Annotated in this window: 21 protein-coding genes and 3 tRNA genes; 12 read left to right on the top strand and 12 right to left on the bottom strand. The window is 51.7% G+C overall.

Annotated features, from left to right (window positions below):
• Window positions 1-251: 251 nt before the first annotated feature.
• From JQ822_RS23200 to ldtC, 3 genes are all read left to right on the top strand, one after another.
• Complete coding sequence (locus JQ822_RS23200; RefSeq protein ID WP_213135389.1) at window positions 252-1313, top strand: acyltransferase family protein; 1062 nt, start codon at window positions 252-254, stop codon at window positions 1311-1313.
• Between the two features lie 118 nt (window positions 1314-1431).
• Window positions 1432-4878 (top strand): transcription-repair coupling factor, encoded by a 3447-nt coding sequence (mfd, locus tag JQ822_RS23195; protein ID WP_213135388.1) that lies wholly within the window; start codon window positions 1432-1434, stop codon window positions 4876-4878.
• Between the two features lie 148 nt (window positions 4879-5026).
• Window positions 5027-5992, top strand: coding sequence for a L,D-transpeptidase LdtC (gene ldtC, locus JQ822_RS23190; protein WP_213135387.1), 966 nt, complete (start codon window positions 5027-5029; stop codon window positions 5990-5992).
• Window positions 5993-6077: 85 nt separating this feature from the next.
• Here ldtC and bhsA read toward each other — a convergent pair whose 3' ends face one another.
• Window positions 6078-6335: a multiple stress resistance protein BhsA gene (bhsA, locus tag JQ822_RS23185; protein ID WP_198904478.1), complete on the bottom strand. Its 258-nt coding sequence runs from the start codon at window positions 6333-6335 to the stop codon at window positions 6078-6080.
• A 242-nt stretch (window positions 6336-6577) separates the two neighbouring features.
• Here bhsA and comR point away from each other — a divergent pair, with 242 nt between their 5' ends.
• On the top strand, window positions 6578-7213 hold the full coding sequence (gene comR, locus JQ822_RS23180; protein WP_213135386.1) for a TetR family copper-responsive transcriptional repressor ComR: 636 nt from the start codon (window positions 6578-6580) through the stop codon (window positions 7211-7213).
• Between the two features lie 246 nt (window positions 7214-7459).
• Window positions 7460-9640, top strand: a complete 2181-nt coding sequence (locus tag JQ822_RS23175; RefSeq protein ID WP_213135385.1) for a TonB-dependent siderophore receptor — start codon at window positions 7460-7462, stop codon at window positions 9638-9640.
• A gap of 63 nt (window positions 9641-9703) precedes the next feature.
• Here JQ822_RS23175 and JQ822_RS23170 read toward each other — a convergent pair whose 3' ends face one another.
• The 8 genes from JQ822_RS23170 to hinT form a co-directional block, all read right to left on the bottom strand.
• Window positions 9704-10243 (bottom strand): glycine zipper 2TM domain-containing protein, encoded by a 540-nt coding sequence (locus JQ822_RS23170; RefSeq protein ID WP_135321498.1) that lies wholly within the window; start codon window positions 10241-10243, stop codon window positions 9704-9706.
• Window positions 10244-10411: 168 nt separating this feature from the next.
• The gene (gene ndh / locus JQ822_RS23165) at window positions 10412-11716 is read right to left on the bottom strand and encodes an NADH-quinone dehydrogenase (protein ID WP_117341953.1); all 1305 of its coding nucleotides are present in this window, start codon (window positions 11714-11716) and stop codon (window positions 10412-10414) included.
• A 238-nt stretch (window positions 11717-11954) separates the two neighbouring features.
• Entirely contained in the window at window positions 11955-12497 is a 543-nt protein-coding gene (ycfP, locus tag JQ822_RS23160; protein WP_061067733.1) for an alpha/beta hydrolase YcfP, read from the bottom strand.
• Between the two features lie 20 nt (window positions 12498-12517).
• Entirely contained in the window at window positions 12518-13543 is a 1026-nt protein-coding gene (gene nagZ, locus JQ822_RS23155) for a beta-N-acetylhexosaminidase (protein WP_213135384.1), read from the bottom strand.
• Between the two features lie 10 nt (window positions 13544-13553).
• Window positions 13554-14378, bottom strand: coding sequence for a thiamine kinase (gene thiK, locus JQ822_RS23150; RefSeq protein WP_213135383.1), 825 nt, complete (start codon window positions 14376-14378; stop codon window positions 13554-13556).
• On the bottom strand, window positions 14359-15000 hold the full coding sequence (gene lpoB, locus JQ822_RS23145) for a penicillin-binding protein activator LpoB (RefSeq protein ID WP_213135382.1): 642 nt from the start codon (window positions 14998-15000) through the stop codon (window positions 14359-14361). Before lpoB ends, thiK begins: the two co-directional genes overlap by 20 nt.
• 13 nt (window positions 15001-15013) lie before the next feature.
• Window positions 15014-15388, bottom strand: a complete 375-nt coding sequence (locus JQ822_RS23140; RefSeq protein WP_213135381.1) for a YcfL family protein — start codon at window positions 15386-15388, stop codon at window positions 15014-15016.
• Window positions 15389-15390: 2 nt separating this feature from the next.
• Window positions 15391-15750 (bottom strand): purine nucleoside phosphoramidase, encoded by a 360-nt coding sequence (hinT, locus tag JQ822_RS23135; protein ID WP_135324862.1) that lies wholly within the window; start codon window positions 15748-15750, stop codon window positions 15391-15393.
• A gap of 350 nt (window positions 15751-16100) precedes the next feature.
• Here hinT and fhuE point away from each other — a divergent pair, with 350 nt between their 5' ends.
• Window positions 16101-18290 carry a ferric-rhodotorulic acid/ferric-coprogen receptor FhuE gene (gene fhuE, locus JQ822_RS23130; protein ID WP_213135380.1) on the top strand — a complete coding sequence of 730 codons (2190 nt, stop codon included), beginning with the start codon at window positions 16101-16103 and terminating at the stop codon, window positions 18288-18290.
• A gap of 72 nt (window positions 18291-18362) precedes the next feature.
• Window positions 18363-18737, top strand: a complete 375-nt coding sequence (locus JQ822_RS23125) for a hypothetical protein (RefSeq protein WP_244849126.1) — start codon at window positions 18363-18365, stop codon at window positions 18735-18737.
• 99 nt (window positions 18738-18836) lie between these two features.
• Here the strand turns inward: JQ822_RS23125 and JQ822_RS23120 are convergent.
• A tRNA-Asn gene (locus tag JQ822_RS23120) sits at window positions 18837-18912 on the bottom strand.
• A gap of 6 nt (window positions 18913-18918) precedes the next feature.
• On the opposite strand from JQ822_RS23120, the gene JQ822_RS24720 reads away from it, so the two are divergent.
• The 3 genes from JQ822_RS24720 (at window position 18919) to JQ822_RS23110 (ending at window position 20735) form a co-directional block, all read left to right on the top strand.
• A complete protein-coding gene (locus JQ822_RS24720) occupies window positions 18919-19053 on the top strand; it encodes a DUF5951 family protein (protein ID WP_446715024.1) in 135 nt (44 codons plus the stop codon).
• A gap of 19 nt (window positions 19054-19072) precedes the next feature.
• The gene (locus JQ822_RS23115) at window positions 19073-20560 is read left to right on the top strand and encodes an EmmdR/YeeO family multidrug/toxin efflux MATE transporter (RefSeq protein ID WP_213135379.1); all 1488 of its coding nucleotides are present in this window, start codon (window positions 19073-19075) and stop codon (window positions 20558-20560) included.
• A 99-nt stretch (window positions 20561-20659) separates the two neighbouring features.
• A tRNA-Asn gene (locus JQ822_RS23110) sits at window positions 20660-20735 on the top strand.
• A gap of 42 nt (window positions 20736-20777) precedes the next feature.
• Here the strand turns inward: JQ822_RS23110 and cbl are convergent.
• Together cbl and nac are read right to left on the bottom strand one after the other, a co-directional pair.
• The gene (cbl, locus tag JQ822_RS23105; protein ID WP_213135378.1) at window positions 20778-21731 is read right to left on the bottom strand and encodes an HTH-type transcriptional regulator Cbl; all 954 of its coding nucleotides are present in this window, start codon (window positions 21729-21731) and stop codon (window positions 20778-20780) included.
• Between the two features lie 101 nt (window positions 21732-21832).
• A complete protein-coding gene (nac, locus tag JQ822_RS23100) occupies window positions 21833-22750 on the bottom strand; it encodes a nitrogen assimilation transcriptional regulator NAC (RefSeq protein WP_213135377.1) in 918 nt (305 codons plus the stop codon).
• 323 nt (window positions 22751-23073) lie between these two features.
• On the opposite strand from nac, the gene JQ822_RS23095 reads away from it, so the two are divergent.
• Window positions 23074-23149, top strand: a tRNA-Asn gene (locus tag JQ822_RS23095).
• A gap of 161 nt (window positions 23150-23310) precedes the next feature.
• Window positions 23311-24582 (top strand): tyrosine-type recombinase/integrase, encoded by a 1272-nt coding sequence (locus tag JQ822_RS23090; RefSeq protein WP_213135376.1) that lies wholly within the window; start codon window positions 23311-23313, stop codon window positions 24580-24582.
• Window positions 24583-24730 lie beyond the last annotated feature (148 nt).

Here is a 24730-nt window from a genome sequence, read left to right as displayed (position 1 = left end):
TGGTTGCTGTTAGCAAAGTCACGAGTATATAAGCGAAAGCGGAATGGGTAAATGACTGAACCGTAAGTGTTCGTCAGCACTATTCCTAAAAGTATAAACAAATCAATCCGCTAAAGTTAACCCTCGGCTCATCAGCCTTGGTACCTGATCTTTATCTTAAAAAACAAAAATGCAGACGGTTACGCATTACAGCGACGCCAGGTACCCGCAGGATAGCAGGCTATGTTTCACACTACGGATACGTCGACGTAATGAATAAAAAAGAGCTATGGATTAACCAAATCAAAGGGTTATGCATTTGCCTGGTGGTCATTTACCATTCGGTTATTACCTTTTACCCCCATCTCACAGCCTTTCAGCATCCGCTGTCAGAGCTACTGACTAAATGCTGGATTTATCTCAACCTCTACCTGGCACCGTTTCGCATGCCGGTGTTTTTCTTTATTTCGGGATATCTAATCCGTCGATATATCGACAGCGTGGGCTGGACGACCTGCGTGGATAAACGGATCTGGAATATTGTCTGGGTGCTGGTACTGTGGGGTGTGGTGCAATGGCTGGCATTAATTATGCTCAATCGCTGGCTGGCGCCAGAACGCGATCTGAGCCAGGCAGCCAACGCCGCATATGCTGACTCCGTCGGCGACTTTTCCTACGCGATGCTGACTGCCAGCACCAGCCTGTGGTATCTGTACGCGCTGATTGTCTACTTCATTCTGTGCAAACTGTTCAGCCGCTGGGCACAGCCGCTGTTGGCGCTGTTTGTACTGCTAAGCGTAGCGGTCAATTTTTTCCCGACGCCGTGGTGGGGAATGAACAGCGTGGCACGTAATCTGGCGTATTACAGTCTCGGGGCATGGTTTGGCGCAACGCTGATGGCAAAGATTAAACAGGTCCCGCTGCGCCGCCACCCGGTCATTTTATCGTTTGCCGTGATTCTGGCGGTCATCGCGTGGTTAGCCAACGTTTCACTGCTGCTTTCTCTGGTCTCCATTGTGCTGATCATGAAGGTGTTTTATCAGTTTGAGCAGCGTTTTGGCATGCGTGATGCCAGCCCGTTGAGCGTGATTGGTGCCAACACCATCGCCATCTACACTACCCACCGAATTTTGGTCGAGTTGTTCAGCTTAACGCTGATTCCCGTCATCAACCAGGCCGAATGGCCCGCGCAGGCAGAACTGATCCTGCTGCTGATTTATCCCTTCGCTTGTTTGCTGTTGTGTACTCTCGCCGGACTGATAGTGCGAAAGTTTTCCCGGCGCGCCGTTGCCGACCGGCTCTTTTCCCCACCGCCGCTGGCCGCTTCCCGCTAGGCCAAACGCGCTTTTTGCCCCCCGTTGGGGGCGATTCAATTTGCTTATGAGAAACGATTGCGGATAATACAGTTCATTGCTTATCAGACGTATATCTAAACGAGATCCTGACAACCGAATGCCTGAACAACATCGTTATACGCTCCCGGCAAAAGCTGGCGATCAGCGCCAGCTAGGTGAACTTACCGGTGCCGCCTGCGCCACGCTGGTCGCAGATATCGCCGAACACCACGCCGGGCCCGTGGTGCTCATCGCACCGGACATGCAAAACGCCCTGCGCCTGCATGACGAAATTCGTCAGTTTACCGACCAGATGGTGATGAGCCTCGCGGACTGGGAAACGCTCCCTTACGACAGTTTTTCTCCGCATCAGGAAATCATCTCCTCGCGACTCTCTACGTTGTATCAACTGCCGTCCATGCAGCGTGGCGTGCTGATCGTACCGGTCAACACGCTGATGCAGCGCGTGTGTCCACACAGCTATCTTCACGGTCACGCACTGGTGATGAAAAAAGGTCAGCGTTTATCGCGTGACGCGCTGCGTGAGCAACTGGAAAGTGCCGGTTATCGCCACGTTGATCAGGTCATGGAACACGGTGAATATGCCACGCGCGGCGCGCTGCTGGACCTGTTCCCGATGGGCAGCGAGCTGCCCTACCGTCTTGATTTCTTTGATGATGAAATCGACAGTTTGCGTTTGTTTGACACCGATACCCAACGCACGCTGGAAGAAGTCGACGCCATTAATCTGCTGCCTGCGCACGAATTTCCCACCGATAAAACGGCTATCGAACTGTTCCGCAGTCAGTGGCGCGATACCTTTGAGGTGAAACGCGACGCTGAACATATTTATCAGCAGGTCAGTAAAGGTACGCTGCCTGCCGGGATCGAATACTGGCAGCCGCTGTTTTTCAGCGAACCGCTTCCGCCGCTGTTCAGCTACTTCCCTGCCAATACGCTGCTGGTGAATACCGGCGATTTAGAGACCAGCGCCGAGCGCTTTCAGACCGATACGTTGTCACGCTTTGAAAACAGGGGCGTTGACCCGATGCGTCCGCTTCTGCCACCGGAATCACTGTGGCTGCGGGTGGATGAGCTGTTCTCTGAACTTAAACGCTGGCCGCGCGTTCAGCTTAAAACCGAAAGCCTGCCGAAAAAAGCGGCAAATACCAACCTGGGCTTCCAGAAGCTGCCGGACCTGGCCGTACAGGCGCAGCAAAAAGCGCCGTTGGATGCATTACGTAAGTTCCTTGAAGCCTTCACCGGCCCGGTGATTTTCTCGGTAGAAAGTGAAGGTCGCCGTGAAGCGCTCGGCGAGCTTCTCGCCCGGATCAAGATTGCGCCGAAGCGCATTTTACGCCTCGATGAAGCAGTCGATACCGGGCGTTATCTAATGATTGGATCGGCGGAACACGGGTTCATTGATAGCAAACGGAACCTGGCGCTGATCTGCGAAAGCGATCTGCTCGGTGAGCGCGTGGCGCGTCGTCGTCAGGATTCGCGTCGCACTATCAACCCGGATACCTTAATCCGCAACCTGGCGGAGCTGCATCCCGGTCAGCCGGTCGTGCATCTTGAGCACGGCGTAGGTCGCTACGCTGGCATGACCACGCTGGAGGCCGGTGGCATTACGGGTGAGTACCTGATGCTCACCTATGCCAACGATGCCAAACTGTACGTGCCGGTGTCGTCATTGCATTTGATCAGCCGTTACGCCGGTGGTGCAGAAGAAAACGCGCCGCTGCATAAACTCGGTGGTGACGCCTGGTCACGCGCCCGGCAGAAAGCGGCCGAGAAAGTGCGCGATGTGGCAGCAGAGCTGCTGGATATCTATGCCCAGCGCGCGGCAAAGGAAGGTTTTGCCTTCAAACACGACCGCGAGCAGTACCAGCTGTTTTGCGACAGCTTCCCGTTTGAAACCACGCCCGATCAGGCGCAGGCTATTAACGCAGTGCTCAGCGATATGTGCCAGCCGCTGGCGATGGACCGGCTGGTTTGCGGCGACGTTGGCTTCGGTAAAACCGAAGTAGCGATGCGCGCAGCCTTCCTTGCCGTCGAGAACCACAAGCAGGTCGCCGTACTGGTGCCGACCACCCTGCTCGCTCAACAGCACTTCGACAACTTCCGCGACCGCTTTGCCAACTGGCCGGTACGCATTGAGATGTTGTCCCGTTTTCGTAGCGCCAAAGAACAAGCGCAGATCCTGGAGCAGGTCGCCGAAGGTAAAATCGATATTCTTATCGGTACCCACAAGCTGCTACAAAACGATGTGAAGCTTAAAGATCTCGGCCTGCTGATCGTTGATGAAGAGCATCGCTTTGGCGTACGACATAAAGAGCGTATCAAGGCGATGCGCGCTGACGTCGACATTCTGACGCTGACGGCAACGCCGATCCCGCGCACGCTGAATATGGCGATGAGCGGGATGCGCGATCTGTCGATCATCGCGACGCCGCCCGCCCGCCGTCTGGCGGTTAAAACCTTTGTACGCGAGTATGACAATCTGGTGGTACGTGAGGCTATCTTGCGTGAAGTGTTGCGTGGTGGTCAGGTCTATTATCTGTTCAACGACGTCGAAAATATCCAGAAAACCGCCGACAGACTAGCGGAACTGGTGCCGGAAGCGCGTATTGCCATCGGACACGGACAGATGCGCGAGCGTGAACTGGAACGCGTGATGAACGATTTCCACCACCAGCGCTTTAACGTGCTGGTGTGTACCACCATTATCGAAACCGGGATCGACATCCCAACCGCTAACACGATTATCATCGAACGTGCGGACCATTTCGGTCTGGCACAGCTGCACCAGCTGCGTGGTCGCGTAGGACGCTCGCATCACCAGGCCTACGCCTGGCTGCTGACGCCGCATCCGAAAGCCATGACCACCGATGCGCAAAAACGTCTTGAAGCCATCGCTTCGCTGGAAGATTTGGGCGCGGGCTTTGCGCTGGCCACCCACGACCTCGAGATTCGCGGCGCGGGCGAGTTGCTGGGAGAAGACCAGAGCGGATCAATGGAAACTATCGGCTTCTCGCTGTATATGGAGCTGTTGGAGAACGCAGTGGACGCGCTCAAAGAAGGGCGCGAACCGTCGCTGGAAGATCTCACCAGTCAACAAACTGAAGTGGAACTGCGCATGCCGTCGCTACTGCCGGATGATTTCATTCCCGATGTGAACACGCGACTGTCGTTCTATAAACGCATTGCCAGTGCGAAGGGCGAAAACGAACTGGAAGAGATCAAAGTCGAGCTGATCGACCGTTTTGGCCTGCTGCCCGATCCGGCCCGTACGCTGCTGGATATTGCCCGTTTGCGCCAGCAGGCGCAGAAGCTGGGGATCAGGAAACTCGAAGGCAACGAGAAAGGCGGCACCGTTGAATTTGCTGAGAAAAACCACGTCAACCCGGTATGGTTGATTGGTTTGCTACAAAAACAACCACAGCACTTCCGCCTGGACGGTCCAACTCGTCTGAAGTTCATTCAGGACCTGGCCGATCGAAAAACGCGTATAGAGTGGGTGCGTCAGTTTATGCGCCAGTTGGAAGAAAACGCCGTAGCATAACAATCACGCCGGGTGAGTATAATACTCACCCGGCTGATGAATTTACAAACTCTTTGCACTTCCCTGCACTTCCCGACATAGCAAACCGCCATAATTCCCGTTTACTTTCACATGATAAAAACCACGTAAAAACAATGGACTTATGGTGATGTTAAACAATAAGCAACTCTCTCGCTGGCTGGCGTTCTTTACGCTTGCCGCGTCTCTTGCTCTGGCGCTACCGGCCCAGGCAAATACCTGGCCGCTACCTCCGCCGGGAAGCAGGTTGGTGGGTGAAAACACCGTACATGTTGTCGAAGACAACGGCGGTTCACTGGAAGTCATTGCCAAAAAATACAATGTGGGTTTTTTAGCACTGCTGCAGGCTAACCCCGGCGTCGATCCCTTCGTGCCAAGAGCGGGCAGCGTGTTAACCATTCCACTGCAAACCCTGCTGCCGGATGCACCGCGCGAAGGGATTGTGATTAATCTTGCCGAACTGCGTCTGTACTACTATCACCCGGGAAAAAATTCGGTGACCGTGTATCCAATTGGGATTGGTCAACTGGGCGGAGATACCCTGACGCCCACCATGGTAACCACAGTCTCTGATAAACGCGCCAACCCGACCTGGACCCCAACAGCTAATATCCGCGCCCGCTATAAAGCTAATGGTATCGACCTGCCAGCCGTCGTACCTGCCGGACCAGAAAACCCGATGGGTCATCATGCCATTCGCCTGGCCGCTTACGGCGGTGTCTATTTACTGCACGGCACCAACGCTGATTTTGGTATCGGTATGCGCGTCAGCTCTGGCTGTATTCGTCTGCGCGACGGTGATATTGAGACCTTATTCCGCCAGATAACGCCTGGCACCAGGGTCAATATTATCAACACGCCGATCAAAGCCTCTGTTGAACCCAACGGCGTGCGCCTGGTAGAAGTACACCAGCCGCTGTCGGAAAATATTGATGACGATCCGCAGGTGCTGCCGATAGTACTGAACGCCTCGATGCAGACATTTAAAAATGCAGCGCAAACGGATGTCTCCGTCATGGAACACGCGATGGAACTGCGATCCGGAATGCCGGTAGACGTGACGCGACATCACGACGTCAACCAGCAAGCGCTGTAAAAGTCAGACCATAAAAAACCCCCGCTGGATTTTATTCCGCGGGGGTTTTTATTTAACTCGCAGTGGCATTGCGATGGGCTAAAACTTATTTGTAGATTACTGCTGTCCCATGGAGAGTATTAGGACCGGTTACAGAGGTAATACGGAACGATTTCGCCCCCATTTCATCTGCTTTCTGCGCCAGTTGATCTTCCAGAGAACCTAAGTTAGTTCCCGCATTGGCAGAGATAATCCCCACCTTCTGTTGGCCAGCAGGCGTTGCCTGAACTTCAACAGCGGCAAAGCTTGCAAATGACAGTGAGCTCAAAACAGTAGCCAGCAACAGTGTTTTTACGTTTTTCATAATAGTGACCTTATGCAGATGAATGTGTGTCGAAAAGATTAACTTAACGATCGATAGGTAAATCATAGATGTGATCCAGGTCACACGTCAACATTTTTTTATAACGATCGTTATATAAAAAACAAAGGTCTTATTTTTCATGTCAATAGCAATGAATTATTTTTATCGCGAATACACTGGAGAGTGTGGACGAATATTTTTATAATGATTGTTCAATAAACCCAACCAGGTACGACGGCATCATGACAACTGAAACGACAGGTTGTGCAAAAAAAAGCCGTGGCCGACCAAAAGTGTTCGACAGGGAAGCCGCGCTTGATAAGGCCATGACACTCTTCTGGCAGCACGGATACGAAGCGACATCGCTTGCCGATCTCGTGGAGGCAACCGGTGCAAAAGCACCCACGCTGTATGCGGAATTTACCAATAAAGAAGGTTTATTTCGTGCCGTGCTGGACCGCTACATCAGCCGCTTCGCCGCAAAACACGAAGCCCAACTTTTTTGCGAAGAAAAAAGTCTCGAAGCCGCACTGGAAGACTATTTCACTGCAATAGCGACCTGCTTCACCAGCAAAGACACACCGGCGGGATGTTTTATGATTAATACCTCCGCTACGCTGGCAGCGTCCTCTCGCGACATTGCACACACGGTGAAATCGCGTCACGCCATGCAGGAGCAGACGCTGACTCAGTTTCTTCGTCAGCGCCAGATTAATGGTGAAGTTCCGGCACACTGCGATCCGCAGAAGCTGGCCGAATTTCTGAACTGTATTTTACAAGGGATGTCGATCAGCGCCCGCGAAGGCGCAACGTTCGAAAAACTGATGCAAATAACCCGAACCACTCTGCGTTTGTGGCCTGAACTGATTAAAGAGTAACGCCCACCGTAATAACACCGCCGGGAGCTGATTAAGCTCCCGTTTCGTTTTCCGTGCATCCCAGAGAATCCCCTTACATTTCTCATTGTTTTCATTGAGTTAATGCACCTCTTTTGTAAAAAGCATTGATAATATCAATCATTATCAGCAATATTCGCATTTGCTTTAACACCTGTTTCACAATGTAACAATCGATATCTACATCACAACGACAAAAACAGATCGAATATTTTAAAAGGAATACAAATGCATAAGCGTCTCTGGGTGCTCAATCCTCTCTTATTGTCATTAACCCTACCGGCAATGGCGGCAGAGGAAGACGATCTCATCGTCAGCGCCAACCGTAGCCAGCGTACCGTGGCAGAAATGGCACAAACCACCTGGGTTATTGAAGGAAGCGAGATTGAGCAGCAGGTTCAGGGCGGTAAAGAGTTTAAGGACGTACTGGCTCAGTTGATCCCCGGTATTGATGTCAGCAGCCAGGGACGCACCAACTATGGAATGAACATGCGCGGCCGCGCTATCGTTGTGCTGATCGACGGCGTGCGTCTCAACTCCTCGCGTACAGACAGTCGCCAGCTGGATTCCATTGACCCGTTTAATATTGCGCACATCGAGGTTATCTCTGGCGCAACCTCACTGTATGGCGGCGGGAGTACCGGCGGGTTAATTAATATCGTCACTAAAAAAGGCCAACCCGAACGTGAGGTTGAACTCGAACTGGGAAGCAAAAGCGGGTTCAACAACAGCAACGATCATGATGAACGAGTTGCCGTAGCCGTCAGCGGAGGAACCGATCGCGCGTCCGGGCGTATGTCTGTTGCTTATCAACGATTTGGTGGCTGGTACGATGGCAACAACGATGCCTTAATGCTGGATAACACTCAAACCGGTTTGCAGCACTCTGATCGTCTGGACGTCATGGGCACCGGGACGATTGAGCTTGATGACAACCGTCAACTGCAGTTGGTGACCCAGTACTATAAAAGTCAGGGCGATGAGGATTATGGATTAGATCTGGGCGACAATATGTCAGCCGTTACGGGAACCGGTAAAGCGTATACCAGCAGCGGTCTGAGTTCAGATCGCATTCCCGGGACAGAACGTCATCTTATTAGCCTGCAATATTCGGATGCGAATTTCTTCGGCCAGAATCTGGTCAGCCAAATCTATTACCGTGATGAATCGCTGAAATTCTACCCCTTCCCTGCACTGAGCAAAGGTAAGGTCACCAGTTTCTCCGCATCACAGCAGGACACCGATCAGTTTGGTGCCAAAATTACCCTCAACAGCCAGTTGATGGATAACTGGGAGCTCACCTGGGGTATCGATGCCGATCACGAAACCTTCGATTCCAATCAGAAATTCTTTGATCTGGCTTACTCCCTGCCCTCTGGCGGCATGGATAACCGTACCGCCTACACCACCGGGCGCTACCCCGGGTACAGCATCACCAACTTCGCGCCTTTCCTGCAAAACAGCTATGACATTAATGACATCTTTACCATTAGCGGCGGCGTGCGCTATCAATGGACTGAAAACCGGGTTGATGATTTCGTCGGTTACGCGCAACAACAAGGGATTGCTAACGGACTGGCAAGCTCAGCTGATGCCATACCGGGCGGCAAAACCGATTACGATAATTTCCTGTTTAACGCCGGGATCCTCGCGCATCTGACTGAGCGTCAGCAAACATGGTTTAACTTCTCTCAGGGAGTGGAACTCCCCGATCCGGGGAAATACTACGGTAACGGCACTTACGCACTGGTCGGCGATCGTTACCAGCTCCAGCGCAGCGTTAACGTCGCGGATTCACGACTGGAAGGGATTAAAGTTAACTCCTTCGAACTGGGGTGGCGCTACACCGGTGATAGCCTACGCACGCAGCTGGCGGCCTATTACTCAACGTCAGATAAATCGATCGTCATCAACCGTAGCGATATGACCATTAACGTGCAACCCGACGATCGCCGGATTTATGGTCTCGAAGGTGCGGTGGATTATTTCATTGCTGATACCGACTGGAGTGTGGGAAGCAACTTCAACATTATAAAATCAGAAGTGAAGCAAAACGGGAAATGGCAGAAATGGGATGTCACGCTGGCCTCACCGTCAAAAGCGACCGCCTGGGTTGGCTGGGCGCCTGAGCCATGGTCATTACGCGTGCAGAGTCAGCAAACCTTCGACCTGAGCGACGCCAACGGTAATAAGCTGGACGGATACAACACCATGGACTTTATTGGCAGCTATCAGCTCCCATTGGGTAAACTGACCTTCAGCGTGGAAAACCTGCTGAATGAGGAATACACCACGCTGTGGGGGCAACGTGCGCCGCTGCTCTACAGCCCAACCTATGGCAGTCCGTCACTGTATGAGTACAAAGGACGTGGTCGCACCTTCGGTCTGAACTACGCCTTAACCTTCTGATAAAAAAAGCCCCCCAGCCTGAGCGAATGGGGGGCTAATTGATGTACAGAGTAAAACTATTTTTTACGCTTTGTTATTCAGCACCAACTGGCCGTTGTTATCCAGTGGGATTTGCGATCCAGGGTCTTTATCCATACGAATTTTTCCCTGCTGATCGCCAATTTTGTACGTGACGTCGTAACCCAGCATTTTTTCCGCTTTGTCATACACTGTTTTACAACGCTGCTGAGTACTGGTGTAGGTATCGTTTTCCTGCATCGAGCCCTGAATCTGGTTACCGGCATAACCGCCACCCAACGCACCCGCTACGGTGGCGATATCTTTACCGCGTCCGCCACCAAACTGATGGCCGATAACCCCGCCAGCAACGGCGCCCAGCACGGAGCCCGCGATACGATTTTCATCCTGAACCGGCTTACGGTGAGTGACCGTCACGTTACGGCACTCCTGACGAGGCGTTTTTACCGTTTCTTTAATCGGGGTCGCAGAGACAACATGCGCATATTGTGGGCCGCGCTCAAACACGTTAAGACTGGCCACCGCTGCCACACCCAGCGCAGCAGCCACGCCAATCCCTATACCCGCCAACATTGATTTATTCACGGGACTTCCTCCTTTTTTGCTATTAGTAACAACTTTGCAACAGGAGATGAAGAATGCCAATCAGATTACGGATGAAAATAGTGGAACAAGGAGGTAAAACAGCAGGATTCAGAGAACTCTGAAGGAAGAAGCCGGATGAATAGCATCATCCGGCATCACACGTCGATATTAGTGTAGTTTCAGGCGCGGGCGGATCACACGGTTGATACTGCCAACCAGCATCATCAAACCGGTTTTGAAATAGCCGTGCAGCGCAATCTGATGCATACGGTACAGCGAGATGTAGACAAAGCGTGCTATACGCCCTTCCACCATCATTGAACCGCGCGTCAGGTTGCCCATAAGACTACCGACGGTAGAGAAATTGGACAGCGAAACCAGCGAGCCGTGATCTTTATACTGATACGCCTTCAGCGGCTTGCCGTTCATCTGCGCCAGAATGTTGCTCATAGCGCACGATGCCATCTGGTGCGCAGCCTGAGCACGCGGCGGGACAAAGCCCCCTTCCGGACGCGCGCAGGACGCACAGTCACCAATCGCGTACACATCTGGGTCGCGCGAAGTCTGCAAGGTCGGTTCAACCACCAGCTGATTAATGCGGTTTGTTTCCAGACCGCCAATATCCTTCATGAAGTCTGGTGCTTTGATCCCTGCCGCCCAAACCATCAGATCGGCTTCAATATACTCGCCGTCCTTGGTGTGCAGACCGCCTTCATCAGCGCTGGTCACCATCGTCTGGGTCAGCACACGCACGCCCAGTTTGGTTAACTCATTATGGGCCGCGCTGGAAATACGCGGCGGCAACGCAGGCAGAATACGCTCACCGGCTTCAACCAGCGTCACGTTCAGCGCTTCGTTGGTTAGCCCTTTGTAGCCGTAGCTGTGCAGCTGTTTCACCGCGTTATGCAGTTCGGCTGAAAGCTCCACGCCCGTTGCGCCGCCGCCGACAATGGCGATATTCACTTTGCCGTTGGCGCCCAGATTCGCAGAATATTTCAGGAACAGGTTCAGCATTTCCTGGTGGAAACGGCGTGCCTGGTGCGGGTTATCGAGGAAAATACAATGATCTTTAACCCCCGGCGTATTGAAATCATTAGACGTACTGCCTAATGCCATCACCAGCGTGTCATACGCCACTTTACGCTCAGGAACCAGAAGCTCGCCTTTCTCGTCGCGCAGCTCAGCAATCGTAATGGTCTTCGCTTCGCGATCGATATCCATCACCGAACCCAGTTGGAATTCAAAACCGTGGTTACGGGCATGCGCCAGATAGCTCAGCGCATCAACGCCTTCATCCAGCGATCCGGTTGCCACTTCGTGCAGCAAAGGTTTCCACAGATGGCTGTGATTTCTGTCTACCAGCGTGATTTTGGCCTTCTTCTTGCGCCCCAGCTTTTTACCGAGCTGCGTCGCCATTTCCAGTCCGCCAGCACCGCCGCCGACAATCACGATCCTTTTCAATGGTGTAGTCAACGTGACCCCCTTAAATTTTATTAACCAATTGTTAATTAAAAGTTATAGACATAGCCTTTAATTAACAACACGTTACGATAATGAAAATGTTCTTCGAGACTGAGAATAACACGAACGGTGCATTGGTCATACCAAATTTGATGTGCATCAAGTTTTGATGCTGAAAAGATAGACAACCTGAACTTTTTAGATAAAAAAACCAGCCCGTAGGCTGGCTTTGTTAAACGCGAGTAGGTGACTAACCTAACGTTTTAAAGGCTTTGATTCGCTGCAAATGCGGGGAGATATTTTTGAATTTATGGGTCTGCTCTTCGTCCCAGACAATTTCATAATAGTGATGCAGCTCTTCGGATGAGCGTTGGCTGTTCAGCGCTTCATCATGGCGTGACAAAATAACCAGACACCGGTCGCGGTTCTTTTCACGGAAATTGGTCACACATTTTGTGGCGATGTCAGCATACTCTTCCGGCCTGTCGATTTTCCCTTCCATGTTCTCATACGGGAACAGGTTAGGATTAAACACCACCTGGCGAATATCACACAGGAAACCGATCCGTTCCGCCCAGTATCCCCCCAGACCCACACCGCAAATCAGCGGTCGGTCGTCGACATTAAGCTGCAACATTTTATCTACTTCTTTCAGCAGATGCTGCATATCATGTTTAGGATGCCGTGTACTGTAGCTAATCAGCCTGACATCCGGGTCAATAAACTGTAATTGCAACACTTTCTCATGGTTGCCCGGACTGTTAGAGTCAAAACCGTGTAAATAGATAATCATCGCATCCTCGCAAACTTGCGTTAATGACCTGCTTTCTCTTCCTGCCAGCGTTCATGAAGCTGGTTGAGCTGGGCGCTGATTGTTTTCCAGCGATCCGAGTCCATCAGTTCCTGACGCGAAAATGAACCTTTATGATACAAACGTGTAACACGCTCTGCATTGATCGGCGACAGATTATCTAACACACTGACCGCTCCCTTACGATTATTGCAGACCAGGATCATATCGCAACCTGCATCCAGCGATGCTTGCCCACGTTCCGCGTAGCTCCCCATGATTGCCGCACCTTCCATCGACAGATCGTCAGAGAAAATTACGCCGTCAAAGCCAAGCTCCTGACGCAGCACCGTTTTCAGCCAGTGCGGTGAACCACTCGCCGGAAGGGAGTCTACCTCACTGTAAATCACGTGCGCGGGCATAATAGCGTCGAGTTTATTTTCAGTAATCAGCGTCTGGAACACCGACATATCTTTCGCGCGAATCTCGGCTTCGGATCGCAGATCTGTCGGGGTTTCTTTGTGTGAATCCGCGGTCACCGCCCCATGTCCGGGAAAGTGCTTACCGGTTGTTTTCATACCTGCCGCATGCATACCGTCGATAAAGCGGGTTGCCATAGCCAGCGCTTTTGCAGGATCGGCGTGGTAAGAGCGCTCGCCAATCGCGGCGCTGATGTGACCCACATCCAAAACAGGCGCAAAGCTGATGTCGATGTCCATCGCAATCATTTCGCTTGCCATCAGCCATCCAGCGTCCTCAGCCAGCTTTCCGCCCTCCTCCAGACCGTGCAGTGCGGCAAACGATTGTGCCGCAGGCAGGCGGGTAAAACCTTCACGAAAACGCTGCACGCGTCCGCCTTCCTGATCCACCGCCACTACCAGATGATTACGTGACGCCGCGCGGATCTGACGCACTAATTCACGCAACTGTTCCGGGTCGTGGTAATTGCGGGTAAAAAGAATCAACCCACCCACCAGCGGGTGCGCCATAATCTCACGCTCTTCCGCGTCCAGCTCATACCCTTCGACATCCAACATTACTGGACCCACACTGCTCTCCTTATCCTTTCATGATTAGCTGCCGCCAGGTTTCATCGGCCAGCCTGATAAATTGTCGATCGCCGGTCTGTTGCCAGCGATACTCAAACCACCCCGCCTTCAGCATCAGTATCCAGGGCTGCCACTGCCTGACTTGCTGCCATAAGTCGTCTGCATCAATATGGGTACACCGGGCATAAGCATTGATCAACTGCCGATGTTGTTGCTCATCAGCAACCCACACCGCTGCCAGTTCCAGGGCGATGTCACCGTCCCCGGCATACTCCCAGTCAATCAACCGTAGCCCTGACGCCGTACGCACAATGTTGTCTCCGTGGACATCCATATGCAGTGGCCCCAGACGCAAAGGTCGGGGTTCACCTTTTTTCCTTAACCGCTTCAGCTCTCGCAACCAGCATGGCGTTCGACGCGCAGGGTCACCGCACTGCCAGTACTGTTCCAGTAACGGTAGCAGGCTAATTCGCCAGCCCAGGCGAGGTTGCTGGTGAAGATGATACATTAAGCCCGCCAGTTCGTCGGCTTCCGGTAATCCGGATTCTACCTTACCGTGAAAATAATCGACTGCCATCCACCCTCGCGTATAAAAACGAGGTTTGGGCGCAAGGCTGTCTGGCAGGCGTTTTAACGCATGATAGTGGCGTAAGAAATGTGATTCCGGCGCATTGGGATCGTGATGACAGCGCAACACTAAGCGGTGGGTATGATATTCGATAATGCAGCTCCCGCCGCTCAAGCCAGGTTTACTGGATGCGACGGGACGATACTGCGGGAAATAGCGCGACAGCACCTCGTCGCGCGTCAGTCTGTTATTGTTGCTGAACGGCACCTTTACCTGACCAGATTATCTCACCAGTTTGTACCAGCATTAATTGCATTTGCAGTGCAGGTGAATTGACATTGCCGGATGCGCTGGAATAGAGCACATACTGCGCGCCAACGTTACGGGCTATACCAATCGCTTTGCTGCGCGTTCCCAGGCTATCGTTCGGCGACAGCCCCAACTGCTGCTTGGCAACAGCCAGTTGCTGTGCGGAAACCAGGGTAAATTTACCGTTATTCGCCAGCGCATTGCGCAGCGTCTCGGTGGCTTCTCCCGCGTTAAGAGAACCATTGGTGCGGTTGTTTACACTGTCGACCAGCAAAACTCCTCCTGCTTTTACACCATCCGCCTGCAGCATTTTACCCACCATCGGCTGCATCGCACCGTTCCAGTCATAATGACGCACTCGCGGGGCTGGCTGTGCCGTTTGATCCTCATGTTCAATCGGACCCGGCTGCTGCGGTATGCCAGGCACCGTTGGTACAACCGGCACAGGCTGTTGCGGCTGCGCGGGCTGTTCCGGCACCGGTTTCACTTCATCTACCGGGGCGGGCTCACGTTGCGCCACACAGCCAGAGAGAAATATCGCCAGCGCGGCAACCAATGCGTAGCGATTCATTTTGATCATCAAGATTCACCTCTTACAAATAAAGATAAAGTCTAACCTTGTGCGCGCCCAGAAAATTGGCGCTGCCATACAACGTTACCGACGAACGAGCCGGGATGGTAATGCTGCGTGGTGCTTCCAGAGGGTGCATTTCCAACCCTCTGGCGTCATACCAGTAAAACCGATAATGAACGGTGACGGGTTCTTGCCTTTCGTTATAGAGTCGTGAGGATGCCGAGGGCTGAATATCAGACGTGGTTAACGCAGGTTGTTCTGCGGTTATGCCTGCGGCCAGTATCGTCGATTCCATCACCAGAGACTGTTCATCACTTACCGGTATCTCAGGGTGCGAACGACAGCCAGCCAGCAACAGCAGGCCCAGCGTCAGTGCGATGCATCCTCTGGTCATTATCATAGACCTTTATGGGCAAGCATTGGACCCAGCGCACGACCGCCCAGCAGATGCATATGTATGTGATACACCTCCTGTCCACCGTGGCGGTTGGTATTCATGATCAAACGGTATCCATCTTCAGCAATGCCCTCCTGCTCGGCAATTTTCGCGGCAACCGTAATCATTCGGCCCAGCGCCTGCTCATGCTCTGCCGTCACATCGTTAACGGTTGGGATCAGGATGTTGGGAATGATCAGGATATGCGTTGGTGCCTGCGGTGAAATATCACGAAACGCGGTGACCAGTTCATCCTGGTACACGATGTCTGAGGGAATTTCACGACGAATGATTTTGCTGAATATAGTTTCTTCTGCCACGACGTTTTCCTTTTTCATTAAGAGCCCATGCGTTGTGCCATGCTACGCCGGGCAACACTGCGAGTATAGAGTATGAGCGAGTTACTCACGCTCTTTCAACTTTAACCCTCGATTTTTCAAGCAAAAAACCTTCTCAACGCTGTTCTTATAATCATTTACTCACGCTATAGCTCCTGCAGGCTACTGAAACAATATTTCATTTATCTCTGTAGCATCCGTTTACATATTGAATATTAATGCGTATATTTCGCATTCGTATTTACATGCAAATTTAATAGTTTACAACAAAAGGGTTCATCACCCACAACGGTGGTTAGAACTTAATATTAATAATTATCAAGGACTTTCTGATGTCTTTCACAACACACAATCGGGATTTTCAGCGTCAATCTGCAGTCCCCCCCTCCCTGCTGGCCGTCAGTATAGCGATGGCTTTTATTCCCGCCTCAGGCTACGCCGCCAGTGAAGATACAGTGATCGTTGACGGTTCTGCCACCTCCAACTCGGCATCCGGCGAAAAGCAGGATTACAGCGTTAAGTCGACGTCGGCGGGTACCAAAATGCAGATGACGCAGCGCGATATACCGCAATCGGTCAGTATTGTGAGCCAGCAGCGGATGGAAGATCAGCAGCTGCAGACCCTCGGTGATGTGATGGACAATACGCTCGGCATCAGCAAAAGCCAGGCGGATTCGGATCGTAACAGCTACTTTTCCCGCGGTTTTGAAATTGACAACTATATGGTCGATGGTATTCCGACCTATTTTGAATCTCGCTGGAACCTCGGCGATGCGCTTTCCGACACCGCCTTGTTTGAACGTGTAGAAGTGGTGCGCGGGGCGAATGGTTTGATGACCGGAACGGGCAACCCTTCTGCCTCCATTAACATGATCCGTAAACACGCCACCAGCCGCGAGTTCACCGGTAACGTGTCTGCAGAATACGGTAGCTGGAATAAGCAGCGCTATGTAACGGATTTACAGAGTCCGCTAACCGAAGATGGCAATGTGCGCGCACGCATCGTCGCCGGATACCAGAATAATGACGCCCGGCTTGACCGCTACAACAACGAAAAAATGTTCTTCTCCGGGATTGTCGATGCGGATCTTGGCGACACTACCAGCCTGTCTGCCGGTTATGAATACCAGCGCATTGATATCAATAGCCCAACCTGGGGCGGGTTGCCGCGCTGGAATACCGATGGCAGCAAAAACAGCTATGACCGTTCGCACAGCACGGCCCCGGACTGGGCTTACAATGACAAAGACATCAACAAAGTCTTTATCACGCTCAAACAGCGTTTTGCCGATACCTGGCAGGCGACGATGAACGCCACCCACTCCGAGATCAAATTCGACAGCAAAATGATGTATATCGATGCATACGTCAATAAAGCCGATGGCACGCTGGTGGGCCCGTATGGCAGCTATGGCCCGGGTTATGACTACGTGGGGGGAACCGGCTGGAACAGCGGGAAGCGTAAAGTGGATGCCGTCGATCTCTTCGCCGACGGCGGCTACGACTTGTTTGGTCGCCAGCATAATCTGATGCTGGGTGGCAGCTACAGTAAGCAAAATAACCGTTACGAAAGCTCATGGGCGAACGTCTTCCCCAACGAAATCGGCAGCTTCTACACCTTCGATGGTAACTTCCCGGAAACCAACTGGAGTCCACAGTCGCTGGCCCAGGATGATACCACGCACATGAAATCGCTCTACGGCGCAACGCGTATTTCACTGGCCGATCCGTTGCATTTGATTCTCGGCGCCCGTTACACCAACTGGCGTATCGACACCCTGACCTACAGCATGGAAAAAAATCACACCACGCCGTATGCCGGTCTGGTGTATGACATTGATGATAATTGGTCAACGTATGCCAGCTACACCTCAATCTTCCAGCCGCAGAACAAGCGCGACAGTTCGGGTAAATACCTCGCTCCGATTACCGGCAACAACTATGAGATGGGATTAAAGTCGGACTGGATGAACAGCCGCCTGACCACTACTCTCGCAGTGTTCCGTATCGAGCAGGATAACCTGGCGCAGTCCACCGGCACACCAATCGCCGGCAGCAATGGCGAAACGGCCTATAAGTCGACAAATGGTACGGTCAGCAAAGGAGTCGAATTCGAAATTAACGGTGCAATTACCGATAACTGGCAGATGACATTCGGCGCGACGCGTTACGTTGCCGAAGATAACGAAGGCAATGCGGTGAATCCAAACCTGCCACGCACTACGGTGAAACTCTTCACCCGCTATCGTCTGCCAGCAATGCCGGAACTAACCGTTGGCGGAGGTGTTAACTGGCAGAATCGCGTTTACAGCAATACCGTGACGCCGTATGGGACTTTTCGCGCCGAACAGGGTAGCTACGCGCTGGTGGATTTATTCACCCGTTACCAGGTGACGAAAAACTTCTCTGTGCAGGGCAACCTCAACAACCTGTTCGATAAGACCTACGACACCAATATTGATGGCTCTATCGTCTATGGTGAACCGCGTAACGTGAGCCTCACCGCCAGCTATCAGTTCTGATTAGTGCCTGTACGGTCAAAATCCACCTGCGCCTCAGGTGGGTTTTGCTCGCAGAATGTTCAATATATTTAGATGACGATGTTTGTATCCCCCACCACTAATCGTAGAAAATCATCCCGCCTGTCGTTTTTTATTTTTGAGTTCCATGCAACACCAATATTCCAGCGAACCTGTTTTTCTATTGCCTTTACTATTGCTGGTATCGGTATCGCCAATCTCGTGCCGATTGCCTTTTCTGCGGCCGGAAACCAGCCAGATATTTCAAGCAGTACGGGGATGAGTATCGTCACAACAATCGGTTATCTGGGAACGCTGATGGCACCAGCACCTGTTGGCCTGGCTGCTGAATTGACAGGTTTTCCCGCTGTATATAGCACAATGGCAGCCATGCTGGGACTGATTTTTATATTTGCTCCACTGGTTAAGTCAAGGACTGACGAAGCCTGAGTGCATGTATCAGATTCAGAGGGTTATCCGAAGGCCTGGTGTCGACGGTAAATCAAGAACAAAAAGCCTGCTCAGTTTCCTGAGCAGGCTTCTTAAATTTGGCTCCTCTGACTGGACTCGAACCAGTGACATACGGATTAACAGTCCGCCGTTCTACCGACTGAACTACAGAGGAATCGTTGTGGAGGCCTATCTTAGCGGCGAAAATTTTTTTGTCAAACCCCATTTCCCTCAATGCGTATCAATTGGTGCTTCTCTAGACATTTTGTTGCATTTACAGACATTTTATATGGAAAAAACTTTGCAGCTTTTTTGATTCTCCCTCATCATTTGAAATGAGGTTTCAACTTTCTTCATTAAGGTCCACTTTGAACGTCTCCACCGCCTTACGCCAGGTCGTTTCCCGCACGCCCTGGTATGCCAAACGTAAGAGTTATAAAGTTCTCTTTTGGCGTGAAATCACCCCGCTTGCCGTACCTATTTTTCTGGAAAATACCTGTGTGCTCTTAATGGGGGTACTGAGTACTTTCCTGGTCAGCTGGCTGGGAAAAGAAGCAATGGCAGGCGTCGGTCTCGCCGACAGCTTCAATATGGTCATCATGGCATTTTTTGCCGCTATCGATCTAGGCACTACGGTGGTGGTGGCCTTTAGTCTGGGAAAACGCGATCGCCGTCGGGCCCGGGCCGCGGCCAGGCAGTCGCTGGTGATTATGACAATTTTTGCCATCGTGCTGGCAGCGGTCATTCACTATTTTGGCGAACAGATCATTAATGTTGTTGCCGGAGAAGCAACGCCGGAGGTCAAAGCACTCGCGCTTACGTATCTGGAATTGACGGTGCTTAGTTATCCTGCGGCAGCCATTGCTTTGATCGGCAGTGGGGCACTACGTGGTGCCGGAAACACCAAGATACCGCTACTGATTAACGGCGGGATGAACATACTGAATATCGTCATCAGTAGTATTCTTATCTACGGTATTTTCTCGTGGCAAGGGATGGGGTTCGAAGGTGCTGGACTCGGTCTGACAATTTCCCGTTACATCGGCGCTGTCGCTATTATCTGGGTATTGATGATTGGTTTTAATCCAGCGCTGCGCATTCCCCTGAAGAGCTATTTTAAACCATTGAATCTCGCCATTATCTGGGAAGTGATGGGTATCGGTATTCCTGCGAGTATCGAATCGGTGCTGTTTAACGGCGGTAAGCTACTCACCCAGATGTTTGTCTCAGGAATGGGAACCAGTGTTATTGCCGGTAACTTTATCGCTTTTTCTATTGCGGCTCTGATTAACCTGCCCGGTAATGCTCTTGGTTCTGCCTCCACTATCATCACCGGTCGACGTCTGGGAAATGGACAGATTGCCCAGGCCGAAATCCAGTTACGGCACGTATTCTGGTTATCCACCATTGGGTTAACCGCCATCGCCTGGCTTACAGCTCCTTTTGCTGGCGTGATGGCTTCGTTTTATACCCAAGATCAGGATGTAAAAGAGGTCATAGTCATCCTGATTTGGCTCAATGCGGCATTTATGCCGATATGGGCAGCATCCTGGGTTCTTCCTGCCGGGTTTAAGGGCGCACGCGATGTACGTTTCGCTATGTGGGTATCCATGCTGGGCATGTGGGGTTGTCGCGTAGTGGTAGGTTACACCCTCGGGATCGTATTAGGCTGGGGAGTCGTTGGGGTGTGGATGGGAATGTTCTTCGATTGGGCAGTTCGCGCAGCGCTTTTTTACTGGCGAATGGTCACTGGTCGATGGTTATGGAAGTACCCGCGAGCTGAACGTGAAAAGTGTATAAAACAACCTGTTGCGCCTGAATAAGCGACGAAATGAAGAAAAATTCGGCAAACGATCGCGTTTTTCCATTCTGGCTTTGACAACCCTGACAGGCATCGCTAATATTCGCCTCGTTCACACGATTCCTCTGTAGTTCAGTCGGTAGAACGGCGGACTGTTAATCCGTATGTCACTGGTTCGAGTCCAGTCAGAGGAGCCAAATTTAAGAAGCCTGCTCAGGAAACTAAGCAGGCTTTTTGTTTTATATTTGATAATCAATCATTACTTCATCATCTGACTCCATCACCTGTCGCTTGATCTCCTCCACGGATAATCCCGCATTGCATAATTCAATGAATCGCCACACGTAATTGCGCTGTAATTGACCGCGTTTCAGGCCAAGCCAGACGGTATTGGCGTCGAATAAATGCCGGGTATCAAGACGGGTTAACGTCCCCTCTTCCTGCTCACCGCTGGATTGCTCCGCCACCAGTCCGATGCCCAGTCCCAGCGCTACATAGGTTTTGATAACATCAGAGTCCTGCGCACTGAGAATAATATCCGGCAGTAACCCTTTACGGGCAAATGCCTCATCAATACGTGAACGCCCGGTAATGCCCTGACGGTAAGTAATCAGCGGCCAGCGAACAATGGCTTCCAGCGTCAGCGGAGAGGTCTGGACCAATGGATGATCGTCAGGAACAAGCAGGCTGTGATGCCAACGAAACCAGGGAAAAGCCACCAGCAGAGGATCGCTACTTAACCGCTCGCTGGCAATGCCAATATCTGCCCCACCATTTTGCAATAGCGAGTCGATTTCCTGCGGCGTTCCCTGAATTAATTCCAGGCGAACTTCCGGGAAGAGTTCGCGAAACGCTTTAATTACCGCAGGCAGGCTATAACGAGCCTGGGTATGGGTGGTGGCAATTGTCAGCACACCGGAAGTGTCATTGGTAAACAGATCGGCAAGTCGGCGAACATTGCTGGCCTCATTGAGAATGCGCTCAGCGATAACCAGCAAGGCTTTACCCGGCTCGGTCATGCCAAGCAGACGTTTACCGCGGCGGATAAATATCTCGATACCCAGCTCATCTTCAAGCTCGCGAATATGTCGGCTTACCCCCGATTGCGAAGTATAAAGAATATTCGCGACTTCCGTCAGGTTGTAATCCTGACGTGCCGCCTCACGGATTATTTTAAGTTGCTGGAAATTCACTCTACGCTCCGGATACATCAGACATTACGCTATTGTTAAAGTCTGATGCCCGGCATAACAAATAATAAAAACCTGCATCTTATTCCTGCACGGAATAAGGTCTAACTAACCAACTGCAGCTCACGGTTTTCCAGCGCCGGGCAACTGACCAACGACAGCAGAATCTCTTTCACCGCCTGTGCCTGAGGCGACAAACTGCCTCTGGCCGAGACATTCAACGATAATGGCAGGCTCATCGACGGTGTGGTAATTCGCGCCATCCAGCCATTTGCCGCATTGCATAACGAACGCGCTGCGGACTCCGGCAAAACGGTCACCCCCATACCACTGGCAATCGCCGCAGTTAAGGTAGAGATAGACTCAATCTCCCCAATCACTTTGGCCGTTAAGCGGCGCAATGAAAAGGCTTCATCTACACGCAAACGCACCGCACTGTAATCCCGGGGAAGAAACAGATTCATCTGGGCTACCGCGGTTAAATCGACGCTTTGCCCTGGACAATCGCGAGTGCCAACGAGGAAAAGGTCCTCTTTTACCAACGGTTGACTGATAATGCCTGCGATCGGGGAACGTTCGTAGAGTACGGCCATATCAAGTTGCCCACTGAGCAGCTTATCGTTCAGCACCGCCCCACTGTTCTCATGTAAATAGATCAACACCTCTGGCAGTTCTGCGCGCACGGACTGTAATAACGGCATGGTGATGGATGATGCCGCTGTCCCGGGCGCAAGGCCAATAGACACCTGTCCGCTTAAGGTCTGCCCAATATTACTGACCGCAAGCTGCGCCTGCTCACACTGGCGCAAAATCATGCGGGCGTGGGTGTAAAGCATCTTTCCAGCTTCAGTGGGTGTCACACCGCGCTTGGTACGAATCAGCAACTGTTGATCCAGCTCGCCTTCCAGCGTGGCAACCTGCTGACTCAGCGCGGGTTGCGCAATATGCAACACTTCTGCGGCCTGAGTCAGGCTACCAATATCGACGATTTTTACGAAGTATTTCAGTCGTCTGAAGTTCATCTTGCCTCCTGTCGGAATACCAGAACCCGTGCTGGCAGCCATGTGAATCAGGGTTGCAAGATGCTTGCCAGTTTCGACTTGATGCGCGTTACTACGCTCAGCGCCCGTAAAATAAGGACTGGAGGTCAATGTTCAAGATTCTTTACCCTGTCAGCCGTTTTTCCCTGCCCCATCGCAGGTAGTGGCGCACCAGAATAGGGCAAAAGGCTAAAAAGATGGAAAGATCGCCGCTTTGCTGGTTTTGTCAGCAAACAAACTCGCAATTACATTTCTCCTTTGACAACCCCTGCCCCCCTCGCTAATATGCGCCTCGTTCAAACGATTCCTCTGTAGTTCAGTCGGTAGAACGGCGGACTGTTAATCCGTATGTCACTGGTTCGAGTCCAGTCAGAGGAGCCAAATTCCTGTTTTCAGGCGTGCTTAGAAGTACCTATATGATTAGGTTTCAATAAGTTAGCGTGAAAATCTTTCCCGATGCGTATCTGGTTTTCCCTCCGCATCCGGCGAAATTGGTGGTCTGATTTGGGGTCATTTCAGTTCGATAATGGAGTGACCACCATATGTCCCTGTCCGACGCGAAAATCCGCAGTATTAAACCTCTTGATAAACCCTTTAAACTGACTGATTCACACGGTCTGTATCTGCTTATCAATCCGGGCGGTTCACGCCTCTGGTACCTCAAATATCGCTTCAACCGAAAAGAATCCCGTATTGCGTTGGGCGCCTACCCGCTGGTTTCACTTTCCGACGCCCGTCAACAGCGAGACGGCATCCGTAAGCTTCTGGCACAGAACATCAACCCCGCACAGCAGCGCATGAATGAAAAAGCCGCCGCGTCACCGGAAAAATGCTTTGAAATTGTCGCGCTGAACTGGCACAAAACCAACAAAAAGTGGTCGGCAGATTATGCTGACCGTATACTTGCCAGCATGAAAAATCATATCTTCCCGGTGATTGGTCATATGCCCGTTACGATGCTAAAAACGCAGCATTTCACGGCGCTGCTGAAAGTTATCGAGAATAATGGTTTTCTGGAAGTGGCATCCCGTACCCGGCAGCAGATCTGCAATATCATGCGCTATGCTGTTCAGCAGGGACTCACCGAATACAACCCGGCACAGCATCTGGAAGGCGTCACCGCGCCGCCGGTTAAAAATCACTACCCCGCTCTGCCACTGGAGCGGTTGCCCGAACTGCTGGAACGTATTGGTGATTATCAACAGGGACGGCAGTTAACAAGGCTGGCGGTGGTGCTGACCCTGCATCTGTTTATCCGTTCCAGCGAACTGCGCTTTGCCCGCTGGAACGAGATTGATTTCAGACACAAAATCTGGACCATCCCAGCCACACGGGAAACGATTGAGAAAGTCCGCTTCTCTGGTCGTGGCGCAAAAATGCGCACTCCGCATATCGTGCCGCTTTCCCGGCAGGCGATTGCCATTCTGAAGCAGATACAGGACATCTCCGGTCATCTGCAACTGGTGTTCCCCGGCGACCATAATTCGTACAAGCCGATGAGTGAAAACACTATCAACCGGGCGCTACGCTTAATGGGCTATGACACAAAAGCGGATGTCTGCGGCCACGGTTTCCGGGCAATGGCCTGTAGTGCACTTGTGGAATCTGAACTCTGGTCGCGGGATGCCGTAGAGCGGCAGATGAGTCATCAGGAGCGCAATAGTGTACGGGCCGCATATATACATAAAGCGGAACATCTGGATGCTCGAAAGGCCATGATGCAGTGGTGGTCGGATTATCTGGATTCGAGCCGTGAAGAATATATCGCTCCATGGATTTATGCCCGAGAAAATAATACGATCAGGAATAATTAAAGTGTCATTTACAGAAAAATAAAACTGAGACAAAGACAGAAAGTTAATATTATTTCTGTCTTTGCGAGACTGTAATTTAAACTGTGTATCTGCCTGTTTTTGATATGTTCATTCCAACAACGGAGACAGGCAAATTATGGACGAAAAG

This window comes from Citrobacter sp. FP75, assembly GCF_018342065.1.
Classification (GTDB): Bacteria; Pseudomonadota; Gammaproteobacteria; order Enterobacterales; family Enterobacteriaceae; genus Citrobacter.
This window is presented reverse-complemented; position numbering and strand designations above follow the sequence as displayed.

Excerpts from the sequence above, each read along its gene's own strand:
- JQ822_RS23200 (WP_213135389.1), top strand. The coding sequence starts at position 252 with ATGAATAAAAAAGAGCTATGGATTAACCAAATCAAAGGGTTATGCATT.
- mfd (WP_213135388.1), top strand. The coding sequence starts at position 1,432 with ATGCCTGAACAACATCGTTATACGCTCCCGGCAAAAGCTGGCGATCAG.
- ldtC (WP_213135387.1), top strand. The coding sequence starts at position 5,027 with ATGTTAAACAATAAGCAACTCTCTCGCTGGCTGGCGTTCTTTACGCTT.
- bhsA (WP_198904478.1), bottom strand. The coding sequence starts at position 6,335 with ATGAAAAACGTAAAAACACTGTTGCTGGCTACTGTTTTGAGCTCACTG.
- comR (WP_213135386.1), top strand. The coding sequence starts at position 6,578 with ATGACAACTGAAACGACAGGTTGTGCAAAAAAAAGCCGTGGCCGACCA.
- JQ822_RS23175 (WP_213135385.1), top strand. The coding sequence starts at position 7,460 with ATGCATAAGCGTCTCTGGGTGCTCAATCCTCTCTTATTGTCATTAACC.
- ycfP (WP_061067733.1), bottom strand. The coding sequence starts at position 12,497 with ATGATTATCTATTTACACGGTTTTGACTCTAACAGTCCGGGCAACCAT.
- lpoB (WP_213135382.1), bottom strand. The coding sequence starts at position 15,000 with ATGATCAAAATGAATCGCTACGCATTGGTTGCCGCGCTGGCGATATTT.
- JQ822_RS23140 (WP_213135381.1), bottom strand. The coding sequence starts at position 15,388 with ATGACCAGAGGATGCATCGCACTGACGCTGGGCCTGCTGTTGCTGGCT.
- fhuE (WP_213135380.1), top strand. The coding sequence starts at position 16,101 with ATGTCTTTCACAACACACAATCGGGATTTTCAGCGTCAATCTGCAGTC.
- JQ822_RS23125 (WP_244849126.1), top strand. The coding sequence starts at position 18,363 with ATGACGATGTTTGTATCCCCCACCACTAATCGTAGAAAATCATCCCGC.
- JQ822_RS23115 (WP_213135379.1), top strand. The coding sequence starts at position 19,073 with ATGAGGTTTCAACTTTCTTCATTAAGGTCCACTTTGAACGTCTCCACC.
- nac (WP_213135377.1), bottom strand. The coding sequence starts at position 22,750 with ATGAACTTCAGACGACTGAAATACTTCGTAAAAATCGTCGATATTGGT.
- JQ822_RS23090 (WP_213135376.1), top strand. The coding sequence starts at position 23,311 with ATGTCCCTGTCCGACGCGAAAATCCGCAGTATTAAACCTCTTGATAAA.